Source organism: Clostridium celatum, assembly GCF_021412605.1.
In the GTDB taxonomy this organism is placed as follows: Bacteria; Bacillota; Clostridia; order Clostridiales; family Clostridiaceae; genus Clostridium; species Clostridium celatum.
In genome coordinates this window covers 22910-34954 of sequence record NZ_JAJKGM010000036.1, presented here as the reverse complement: position 1 = coordinate 34954, position 12045 = coordinate 22910, and the positions used below count along the sequence as shown (strand labels likewise).

10 protein-coding genes and 1 tRNA gene are annotated in these 12045 nt (G+C 24.5%); 8 read left to right on the top strand and 3 right to left on the bottom strand.

Annotated elements, in window-relative coordinates; genetic code table 11:
- The first annotated feature begins 266 nt into the window (after positions 1-266).
- The 6 genes from LPC13_RS13155 (at position 267) to LPC13_RS13130 (ending at position 7091) form a co-directional block, all read left to right on the top strand.
- Positions 267-1433 (top strand): sensor histidine kinase, encoded by a 1167-nt coding sequence (locus LPC13_RS13155; RefSeq protein WP_051040665.1) that lies wholly within the window; start codon positions 267-269, stop codon positions 1431-1433.
- Between the two features lie 417 nt (positions 1434-1850).
- The gene (locus tag LPC13_RS13150) at positions 1851-3446 is read left to right on the top strand and encodes an EAL domain-containing protein (RefSeq protein WP_234088857.1); all 1596 of its coding nucleotides are present in this window, start codon (positions 1851-1853) and stop codon (positions 3444-3446) included.
- A gap of 227 nt (positions 3447-3673) precedes the next feature.
- On the top strand, positions 3674-4867 hold the full coding sequence (locus LPC13_RS13145; RefSeq protein ID WP_005212015.1) for a cytochrome c biogenesis protein/redoxin: 1194 nt from the start codon (positions 3674-3676) through the stop codon (positions 4865-4867).
- A 131-nt stretch (positions 4868-4998) separates the two neighbouring features.
- Positions 4999-5181: a hypothetical protein gene (locus tag LPC13_RS13140; RefSeq protein WP_005212017.1), complete on the top strand. Its 183-nt coding sequence runs from the start codon at positions 4999-5001 to the stop codon at positions 5179-5181.
- Positions 5182-5832: 651 nt separating this feature from the next.
- On the top strand, positions 5833-6726 hold the full coding sequence (locus LPC13_RS13135) for a polysaccharide deacetylase family protein (protein WP_040418985.1): 894 nt from the start codon (positions 5833-5835) through the stop codon (positions 6724-6726).
- 59 nt (positions 6727-6785) lie between these two features.
- On the top strand, positions 6786-7091 hold the full coding sequence (locus tag LPC13_RS13130; protein WP_005212021.1) for a hypothetical protein: 306 nt from the start codon (positions 6786-6788) through the stop codon (positions 7089-7091).
- A 17-nt stretch (positions 7092-7108) separates the two neighbouring features.
- Here LPC13_RS13130 and LPC13_RS13125 read toward each other — a convergent pair whose 3' ends face one another.
- Both LPC13_RS13125 and LPC13_RS13120 read right to left on the bottom strand, forming a co-directional pair.
- Positions 7109-8716, bottom strand: coding sequence for a DEAD/DEAH box helicase (locus tag LPC13_RS13125; protein ID WP_195245247.1), 1608 nt, complete (start codon positions 8714-8716; stop codon positions 7109-7111).
- A gap of 456 nt (positions 8717-9172) precedes the next feature.
- Positions 9173-9886, bottom strand: a complete 714-nt coding sequence (locus LPC13_RS13120) for a lysophospholipid acyltransferase family protein (protein ID WP_195245248.1) — start codon at positions 9884-9886, stop codon at positions 9173-9175.
- 151 nt (positions 9887-10037) lie between these two features.
- On the opposite strand from LPC13_RS13120, the gene LPC13_RS13115 reads away from it, so the two are divergent.
- Both LPC13_RS13115 and LPC13_RS13110 read left to right on the top strand, forming a co-directional pair.
- Positions 10038-10919, top strand: a complete 882-nt coding sequence (locus tag LPC13_RS13115; protein ID WP_051040716.1) for a staygreen family protein — start codon at positions 10038-10040, stop codon at positions 10917-10919.
- Between the two features lie 53 nt (positions 10920-10972).
- Positions 10973-11044: transfer RNA gene (locus tag LPC13_RS13110), tRNA-Arg, on the top strand.
- A gap of 50 nt (positions 11045-11094) precedes the next feature.
- Here the strand turns inward: LPC13_RS13110 and LPC13_RS13105 are convergent.
- Complete coding sequence (locus tag LPC13_RS13105; protein WP_234088856.1) at positions 11095-11988, bottom strand: DUF368 domain-containing protein; 894 nt, start codon at positions 11986-11988, stop codon at positions 11095-11097.
- Between the last annotated feature and the right edge of the window lie 57 nt (positions 11989-12045).

Here is a 12045-nt window from a genome sequence, read left to right as displayed (position 1 = left end):
GGACACATCCTTTCTTAACTAAATATTATTTTACTTAGTTCGATTTAATGTGTCCACTACTTTATACTAACACCATTATAAGTATAGTACATAGTTTTAATAAGTTGTTAAACGATTAAAAGAAAGTAGTATTTATTAAAGAAATTACTTTTTACTTTGAATTAATAAATATTAGAATTAACATCTTAAATTAAGATATTATTATTAAACAATATATTTTTAATATTGAACGAAAATATATAAATATAGCAATGGAAGGGCGCTTTATGAGGAAAAAATTATCTAGAGAGGAAATAGAGTCAATATTAGATTTAATTCCTTTACAAATAGCTTATAGAGATTTAGAAGGAAAGCATATTTATTTTAATAAAAGTTATGCAAGTCAACTTGGAATAAATAAAAAAGAAGAACTTTATGGTAAGAAATATGAAGAGATTAATGAACTAATATATAATGTTAATCAAATAAAAAAAACAGATGAAGAAGTATTAAAAAGAAAAACAAATATTGAATATAAGGAAGTTATCTATATAAATAATAAAAAATATATATATGAAATTAACAAAATTGCCATATTAGATAAAAATAATGCTAAAGGAATATTAAGTATAATGAAGACAATTTCATATGATGAAGAACTAGATAAATTAAAAGAAGGCTTTTTCTCTAATTTAACACATGAATTTAGAACGCCTATAAATATAATTATAACAACTATACAACTTTTAGAAAATCAATTAAAAGTTTTTAATATAAGTGATTATAAAAACTTATTATTGAAAAGTATTGAAAGAATAAGAATAAATTCATTAAGAATACTAAGGTTATCAAATAATTTTATAGACTTAACTAATATATATAATGATAATGTTAATTTAAATTTACATAATTATGATATTGTAAGCACAGTGGAAGATATATGTTTGGATATAAATAATTATGGAAAATTTAAAAACTTAAAAATAATATTTGATACTGAAATAGAAGAGAAAATCGTATCATTTGACAAGGTAAAATTAGAAAGAATAGTGATAAATTTAATTTCTAATTCAATAAAATTTAATGATGGAAATAGAATTATAAATGTTAGCATATATTTGAAAAATAATAAAGTAAATATATCTGTTAAAGATAATGGATATGGAATATCAGAAAAAAAACTACAAACAATTTTTTCTGAATTTTCTAATTCAGAAAAAAGGTTAAATAAAGTAAGCGAAGGTTGTGGAGTTGGATTAGCTATTGTAAAGAACTTAGTTGAAGCACATAAAGGGGAGATTAAGGTTAAAAGTGAATTAGGAAAAGGTAGTGAATTTATAATTAAAATACCAGATGTATTTATTAAGGATTTAGAAAATGATAGTTGGCTTAATAAAGTATATAATAATAGAGAAGAAAGAATTAATATGGAACTTTCAGATATATATGAATAAAAATAACAATTAAAATAGAAAAATAAGAAAAAGAATTATGCAATATATTGAGAAAATAGCCGTACCTATTAATAAAATAATGGGATAGGGCTATTTTTATTAATAAAAATAGCGTAGTATAAGTAAAAGAATGTATCAATAAATTATAATCAAGCCTATGGTGAATAATTGTTTATTATTTTGGATAGCGTTTAAATATAGGGATTTATATTTAAATATTCTTTTTAATGATAGTACTAGTAAAACAGAGGTATGTAATTTATTTAGTTAATAATAAATAGATGTATTCATGAGAATAGATTATTATATAAAAGGGTTTTGGTAAAATATCAGATAAAAAAGAAATAAAAATTTAAAATTAAATGTTGGTGTACTCATTTGGTTTTGTTCCTAATATAAATTTTAGGAGGTAGAAAAATGAAATATAAATTGATTAAATTATTATGTTTTTTCTTTTTATTTTTTATGGTTAATACTTTTGCTGTTAATGCTGAAACAGAAGAAGTCATTGTTGGATTTTATGAAGAGTATCCGTATTATTATTTAGATAATAAAGGAAATCCACAAGGGTATTATTATGATATTATGAAGGTTATTGCAGAAGAATTAAATATAGACTTTAGATATGAGAATGTAACATTTAATAACTATTATGAAAAATTAATAAACAAAGAAATTGATTTGCTATTTGGGGTTATAAAAACGGAAGAGTTTGAAAAAAAATTTGAATACAGCACATATATTATTGGTAATAAAGTAAATTATATATTCACAAATAGAAATATAGAATTTGGTGATTTAAGTAGCTTAAATGGATTAATTTTTGGGTATAATCCTAATTTATATAATTATAAATATTTTTATGATCAATTAATTAATAATGGAATAAACTTTGAAGTGAAATTGGCTGAATCAAATAACCAGTTAAAAGAATGGTTAAAATCAGGGGAAATTGATTTTACTGTTGCTAGTGGACATGACAAATTTTTTAGAAGATTTAAAGATGTGTATATGTATGCTTTGGGGGGAAGCTACATAGTAGCAAATAAAGATAATGCAGATTTAATTAATAAAATAGATAATATACTTATTAATATAAATTCGAAAAATAGTAAAAAAATATATAATTTATATAATCATTATTTTAATCATGCATATAATGAAGCTAGATATGAAACTTACTTTTTAATATTTAGTATTGTAATAACAATAAGTATTTTTTCATTTAGAAAAGGTAAAAAAATATTAAATCAAAGGAAGATTTCAATAAAATACATGAATTATTTATCCAATGATAAATTTAAATTATTTTACCAACCTATTATTGATGTAAGAAATAATAATGCTATAGGATATGAGGCATTATTGAGATTAGATAATGGTGAGAAAATTTTAACTCCATACTATTTTTTAAATGAAATTGAGAAGTTAGATATTATGTATAATATTACTTTATGGGCTATTGATAAATCTTTATGTGATTATAATAAATTAAAACTTATAAATAATTGTAAGGATAATTTTTATGTGTCTATAAATATTTCATATAAAGATTTACTTAATCCTAATTTTATAAATGATGTACAGTCAATTTTGAAAAAGTATGAAAAAATGAAATATTATTTGTGTTTTGAAATTACAGAAAGGCTTTCAAGTAATGATTTTTTTGCTATAAATAAAAGAATAGAATTATTAAAAAAAATGGGAATTATATTTGCTATGGATGATTTCGGAATTAAATATTCAAATTTTGATATTTTGCAAAAAATAGATTATGATATAGTGAAATTAGATAAAATATTTATTGATGGATATGAGGATTCAATTAAAAAGCAACAAATCTTAAAAGCTATTCTAGATATTTTGAGTATTTATGAAAAGCGAGTAGTTATTGAAGGTGCAGAAACATTAGAACAAATTAAATTGATTAAATTATTAGGTGAAGAAAAAGTATATATACAAGGATATTACTATAGTAAGCCTTTTCCAATAGATGATTTAAAAATTAAATGATAACAAATTGATTATTAATAATAATTATATACATATAAATTAAGCATAAAATTATATAGTGTAGTAATAGTAATTTTTCTAGTAAAAATCTATAAAATAGTAGTGGTTAAGTATAAAAATAGTTAACTACTACTATTTTTTTAAAATTACAAAAATATCTAATTGAGTAAATTATTGATTTAATTTAATATAAAGTTAAGAGTAAAATTATTAAATAGGGGGTTGTTATGCAAAATGTAAATTTTTTTATTGTATTTATAGAAGGAATATTATCTATTTTTTCACCATGTATATTGCCAATACTGCCGATATATTTAAGTATGTTATCTAATAGTACGGTGAATGATTTAAAGGATTCTAAGGTAAGTCGTAGTATTTTACTGAAAAATACTATATTTTTCACATTAGGAATTTCAATTACATTCTTTATATTAGGTTCATCTATAAGTGCATTAAGTTCATTTTTAAACACAAATAAAAATATTATAATGATTATTGGTGGAATTATAATAATTATTATGGGATTATTTTACTTAGGAATTATAAAGTCGGAGTTTTTAAGTAAAGAAAAAAGATTAAATATTAATTCTAATGCAATGTCTCCAGTAACAGCTTTTATATTGGGATTTACATTTAGTTTTGGATGGACACCGTGTATTGGGCCTATATTAGCTTCAGTACTTATTATGGCTTCAAGTTCGGATAATATTATTATATCTAATTTACTTATATTATCTTATATTATAGGATTTATATTACCATTTATAATAGTAGCTTTATTCTATGATAAGTTATTCAAAAGATTTGATAAAATGAAGAGCTATATGGGTATTATTAAAAGTATTAGTGGAGTAATAATTATTATTGCAGGATTAGTTATGTTTTTTAATGGATTTGTAGGTATAAATAATCAATTAAATATACGTAATGAGAATTTAAATGAGGGTAATATAGTTGAAAATAATGAACAAGCACAAGATAATGAGGAGAATAAAATAGAACCAATAGATTTTACATTATATGATCAGTACGGTAATAGGCATACGTTAAGCGAATATAAAGGGAAAATAGTATTTTTAAACTTTTGGGCAACTTGGTGTCCACCATGTAGAGGGGAAATGCCTCATATGGAAGAATTATATAATGAGTATAATAAAAATCAAGATGATGTAGTTATACTTGGAGTTGCATCACCTAATTTAGGAAGAGAAGGAAATGAGAATGATATAAAAGATTTCTTAAGCGAAGAAGGATATACATTTCCGGTTGTATTAGATAATAATGGAGCAATGGTATATGATTATGGTATAAGTGCATTTCCAACTACATTTATAATAGATAAAGAAGGCTATATAACAAAGTATATACCAGGAGCAATGGATAAAAGTACTATGCAAAGTGTTATAGAAGGGGAAAGATAAAGTAGTATTACGTAATTAATAAAAAATTAGTATGAAAGTAAATACTTATGTTATTAACTAGTTACTCCCTCTAATTAATATATGATATAATAATACAAGTAAAAATTTTTATTAATTGGAGGGAAAATAATATGTTTACTAAAGAAGAGCTTTTAGTAATTGAAGATGCATTAAAAATTGCTGATGAAAAATATATAAACTTACTTGATGCAAGTAAGAATAATAAGACTAAAATGGTTGCATATAATAGAAAACAAAAGAAATTATGGTTAGTGCAAAATAAGCTTAAAAAGATTTTAGAAGAAAATAAATAATAAAATTAATGGATATCTAGTATGCATACTAGATATTTTTTTATACCTCTATTTAATAAAGAAAATTTTAATGTAAGGAATAAATAAAAATAAAAAAAGTATAAAATAAGAGAAAAAAATATAAAATTTTATAAAATTAGACAAAAAAACATCTAAGAATAAAATTGAATAAAAGGATAAAAAATACATGTAATTATATGTAAAAATATTAATCTTCATCTATTTAGATCAAAAAATTCAAAAAATAAAACGTAATAAATTTACAAATGAAATATAAAAAACAAATAATTCTTTTTAAAGAATATTTAGAAAATAATATAACACTTAAAATTATTTTGAATACAAAGAGAAAAATATGAAAATAAATATTTGATAATAAAATATAAAAAATATACAGAATTAAATATAATATAAATAAAAAATATTATTATATTTTTAAAAAGTATGAAATTTTTTGCTTATATATTTGATTTGCAAAATAATTTATAAAAATTTAAATTATAAAGATAGAAAATAAAAGTTTTTGCCAAAAGATATAAATGAAAAATATATATAAAAAACTTGCAAAATGTTGAAAAAGATAAAAAGTTTACATATAACATAAAACAATGTAAAATTATAGATAAAATTATAAAAAGTGGGGTGTATGAAATGAATAAAATATTTAAATCAATTGCTATTTTACTAATTTTAAGTTTTAGCATCATTGGATGTAGTAATAATGAAATTGTTAAAGAAGATCAATTGGGGATAACTAATGAGATTCAAATTGGAGAAAATCATGAAGATGAAGGTATGGAAGTAGATATCCCTGAAGAAGAAAGTATAGAAGATAACGTGGAAGAAGAATCAACAGTAGAGTATATAAGTATAGTATCTGAAGAAGTTAGAATTCCAATACTTATGTATCATTCTATAAGTGATGATGATCCTAATAATAGTCTTTTAGTACCACCAGATATGTTTGATGAGCAAATGGCTTGGCTTGAAGAAAATAATTTTACTTCAATGAGTATGGATGAGGCTATTGAAGCGATGAATACAGGCAAGGTACCTAAGAGACCTGTTGTTATAACTTTTGATGATGGATATATGGATAACTATACTAGCGCTTTTCCATCACTAAAGGAACATAATATGAAGGGAACATTTTTTGTTATAACAAGTGGTGTTGATAATGGATATTATATGTCCTCAGATATGCTTAGAGAAATGCAAGATGCAGGAATGATTATAGAAAATCACACAGAAAATCATGTAGAATTAAATAATTTATCTAGAGAAGAAGCTATTGATGAGATAAGAAACGCACAAACATTTTTAAGAGAAGTAATTGGAGCAGAAGCAAATTATTTATGTTACCCAGTAGGTCGATATAGTGATGAAACTATAGAGATTGCAAAGGAATTAGGAATAAAAGCAGCTGTAACAACACAAGGTGGAATAAGTCAGATCACAGATGGGAATTATGAATTAAAAAGAGTTAGAGTATCACCAATGAGTATAGAGGGTTTTGCAGAAATATTTTCTGAGTATATTTACTAAATATAAGTTATAATAATAAAAAGTGATAAATTTAGTAACATTATTTGGAGGTATAAATAATGGCGAAAATAACTAGTAAAAATAATAACTTATTAAGAGATTCTAGGAATAAGGTATCCCCTAAAATATATGATATTTTATTAGATTTGATAAATGAAGATAAAGAAGATTTAGCAGAAATGGTATTAAAAATAGATTATTTAATAGAATATGCAAATAGCGCTGTTAAAGGGAAAGATTGGTCTGAAGCCTTAGAAACTGTAGATAGAGCCGAGCAAAGATTAAAAATGCTTAAAAAAGAGAATGTAGATATTAGCCATTTAGAATATTTAATTGAAGGAGTTAAAAAAAAGATAAGGAAGTAAATTCCTTATCTTTTTTACTATCTAGATTTTCTTCTTTTATTTTTACTTTTGTTATTAGTTGAAACTTCAACATTAACTCTTCTCTTATTTATTTTTCCACCAGTACATTTTTCAAGAACTTGTCTATGAACTGAGTTTTCAATATTTACAAATGCGAAGTTTTCCATTATATCTATATCTCTTATTTGAGATGCGCCAACTTTTGCATTGTCTTTTATATAGTTAATTAATGTCTTAATAGTTAGTCCATCTCTTCTACCTGCTGAGAAGAATAATCTAACGTCATCTTCATTTTTAACTGGAGCTGGAGCTTCTAATTTATCATTTTCATATTCAAAAGATAATTGAGTTTTGAATTGACTTTGCATTAATGAAGCTATAACTTTAACAGCATCATATTTTTCATTTAATTGAGTAGCGATATCTACAAAGTTTGAGTAGTCTTCAGCTTCAATAATTGAACTAATTTCATTTGCCATAGTTTCAAATTTAGTATTGTATATTTCTTGAACTGTAGGAACAGGTCTCTTTTCAATATTACTCTTAGTTACGTTCTTAATTTGCTTTAAGAATCCGAATTCTCTAGGAGTAATTATGCTGTAAGCAGTACCTTCTCTACCAGCTCTACCAGTTCTACCAATTCTATGAACGTATGATTCAACGTCTTGAGGTAATTCATAGTTAAATACGTGAGTTACTCCATCAACGTCAATTCCTCTAGCAGCAACATCTGTAGCAACTAAGAATTTTAATGAACCATTTTTAAATTTAGCAAGAGTCTTCATTCTTTGTACTTGAGACATATCTCCGTGCATACCTTCAACCATGTATCCTCTAGCTTGCATTGCAGCAACTAAGTCATCAACACCTTTCTTAGTTCTGCAGAAGATGATTCCAGCAGTTGGGTTATCAAAATCAATTAATCTACAAAGTGCTTCTAATCTTTGAGAGTTATGAACTTCGAAGAAGTTTTGCTTAATTGTTGAACCAGTCATTTCTTTTTTTGCAATGGCAACATGCTTTGCATCATCTTTTAAGTATTTCTTTGATAGCTTTTTAATTTGTGGAGGCATTGTTGCAGAGAATAATAAAGTTTGTCTTTCCTCAGGAATACTCTTCATTATTTCTTCCATATCATCAATGAATCCCATATTTAACATTTCATCAGCTTCATCTAAAACTAAGAACTCAACTGAAGATAATGGTAAATTACCTCTTCTAATATGATCTAAAACTCTACCAGGAGTTCCAACAACTATATTAGCTTTCTTTAAATCTCTAGCTTGAAGATGAATTGGAGCACCACCATATACAGCTACAATGTTTAATTTTTCGTACTTAGTTAATTTAACTAATTCATCGTGAACTTGGATAGCTAATTCTCTTGTTGGAGCTAAGATTATTGAACCAATAGCGTTTTTTACTGTTAAATTGTTTATCATAGGTAAGCCAAATGCTGCTGTTTTTCCTGTACCAGTTTGAGCTTGACCTATAAGATCGTTACCTGCAAGGGCAACTGGAATTGCTTCGGCTTGGATTTGAGATGGTGTAGTAAAACCTAAATCGTCAATGGCTTTAACTAAAGTCTCTTTTAAGCCTAAATCATTAAATGTTAAATTCGTCATATAGTATCCTCTTTTTTTCATAAATTTTATTTATTTTAAATTATTTAAATAATTATTTCGTATCAATCGACTTTATTAAGTATATAGCAAAAAGATAATTAATGCACTAAGTATTTATTGTAAAAATGGAATTAGTTTTTCAAATAACACATTATGTAGTATATGAAAACTTTTACAGAAAAATAAACTAAAAATAACAAAAAAATATAATTGACATTTTGCTAAAAATAGTTCAAAATATGCAATGGAAATAGTCATTACTTAATTTTAAATATTGTGTTATTGTGTCATAGAGTATATAGGAAGTCAAACTACCTGTGTACTCTATTTTTCTATCGAAACAAATATTGTAGTAATAAGTAGTGCAGTTAACCTCGAGTTAATTACAAATAAGATTTTAATAAAAAAATAAATGGTAAATGAAGTTTAAATTTCATTTACCATTTATTTTTTTATTTAAAGTACTTTAGAAATTATATTATGAACTTGCTTTGGAAGTAAGTCTTGCTCTTCTTTAGTTAGATTTTCAGTTTCAATTGCTTTATGGAAATAAAGGTTAACAGTAGCTGGTTTTATCCATTTGCCATTTGCCTCAAGTATTTTATAAGAACCATCCATAGTAACAGGAATTATAGGACATTTTGCTTTAGTAGCCAATTTAAAGCTACCTGCTTTAAATTCCTTCATAGGGCCCCCCTTACTTCTAGTACCTTCAGGGAAAATAACCATAGAGTTTCCGGCTTTAAGGTTTTTAACTCCCTTTATTATAGCTTCGCCAGATTTTCTTAAATTACTTCTATCCATGAATACACAATGCATAAATGACATCCAAGTTTTAACTAGAGGAATCTTTTCTATTTCTATTTTGGCGATAAATCCAATAAGCTGAGGTATTTGAGTTATATAAATAGGAATATCGAAATTACCTTGATGATTACCTACAAATAATACAGCTTTATCTTTAGGTATATTTTCAACGCCGTGTACATTTACTTTAACGCCAGCAATTTTTAATAGAGATTTAGCCCAAATATTAATACATTTATATATTAGTTCTTCGCTTTCTTTTATTTTATTTTTCTTGATTAAATATTTAACTCTAAACATAAAAGGTATACTTATTATTAAGCTTAAAGCAAACCATATAAACCAAATTATAGTTCTTATCATAATAATGTCACTCCTAAATTTTAATATATAAGTAAAGTATACTATAAACATACATTCAAAGTAAGATATTACAAGTATAAAATATAATAAACTAATTATAAGGTTATTCATATATTGATTTTATAAGTATTTATATATGAGGTGCAAAAACTTGTTTAAATTTAATCCTAAAGATTTAAAAGTGAGCTTAAAAAATGGAATAAGTATAATGGAGCCTGCAGAATTAAGAAAATATACATTAACTCATTCAGATGAAACGGGAGAATTATTTTTAACTATAGGGAATGAATATGATAATGATAGTATTGATTATAAAGTAAGAGATGAAGTTTTAGGTATATGGGTAAAAAAGGATAAATATTACTTGCTTTTATCTGTTCAGCTTGATAATGGTGAAGGAATTTTAAATACAACAATAAGAGATAAAATATTTAGAGAAGAACTTCCAATAGCAATACAAGCAATTATTTGTGGTGATAATTTATTTATAGAAAATAATAAAGAGTTATATGATGCTAAAGTTTTAGTTAAATTTAACTCGGGGATAAATGAATATAATTGTGTAGAAGATTGGGGATATATAAAGGATTATAATTATGATAAATTGAGAAGTGATGGAGAAAATCAAGATATTACTTCCTCATATAATCAAAATGTCTTTCCACTTCCAGGACCAGTAATACCAATTCCACAACCTCCAATACCGATACCAATACCAAATCCTTATTCATATGATAAAAATAAAGCTAAGAATAGAATTATTGAAAATGCTTTAATTACAATTTTAGATAGATATATAAGGAATGAAGTTTTTACTTTGTTTGGCAAAAATACGCCTTATTGTTTAAAAAGAGCTGAGGTTATAAATGCAAGAGTTACAAATAACTATGGACCATGCACAGAACAATATGAAATAACTATAGGATTAAAAGTAGGAAAAAACCCACCATTTTATAATAATATGATTATTACATTTGTAATAGATGAAAAAAATATAAAGGTAAAGAATGTAAAAAATCCAAGGAAAATATAGTAGAAAAAATTGACATAGGATAATAGGTGTAATAAAATATATATATAATATGTGCTCTCATAGTTCAATGGATAGAATAGTCCCCTCCTAAGGGATAGATACAGGTTCGATTCCTGTTGGGAGTACTGTAAAAAGCGATAAGAAGTTAAACTTCTTATCGCTTTTTACATTTTTATTATTTAGATTTTTTTTCTAAAAGATCTTTTGATTTTTCAAGTAGTAATATTAAAGCTCCACCTATTATAAAGAATACCCAGCTAAAGCTTTGGAAGTTCATAGCCGCTTTAGGAATTTCTAATGTAGTAGGTCCCATAAATACTGCATATATTGAACCAATCATTAAACCTAAAATTAAATAAATCATTGCAGATCTATATTTCTTTAGTAGGAATCTAATTAATTTGATAGTAGTTAAGATTCCTGTAATTACACCTAGTCCAAATATTATAAGGATTGGTAGATATGAAAAATTCAATGTTAAGACTTCTTTTACCGCATTTATTATTCCTGTATATAGACCAAATATTAATAATAATGTTGAACCAGATATTCCTGGCAATACCATAGCAGATATAGCAATAGCACCAGCTATAAATACAAATAGTCCTAATCCAAGATTTAAATTATCTAGTGAAAGATTTAAACCACCATTACCACCAGATGGGTTAAAGTAAGTTATTAAAACTACAATTAGAGCACCTATTACTGTAAAGATAATATTTTTATATTTGCCCATTAAAGAATCTTTTTCTTCTTTAATAATTAATGGTATTGCAACGATTATAAATCCAGTAAATAATGAACTAATATTATAAATCTGTGAATCAAATATAGATGATAGGAACAGAACTGATAATATCATTCCAACGATCCAACCAATTCCTAATTTTATTAAAAAGAATAAAGAGTGTTTTTTATTATCCATATTATCTCTTGAAATTAATGAATTTAATGAACCTATAAAATCATCATAAAATCCCAATATAAAAGCAATAGTACCACCTGAAACTCCAGGTACACTATCGGCTAATGCCATGAAAAAACCACGGATAAAATTAATAATATACATAGTTATCACCTCAAAAATATGTTAAGTTAAAATATAATACTAATTAATAAATTTGCA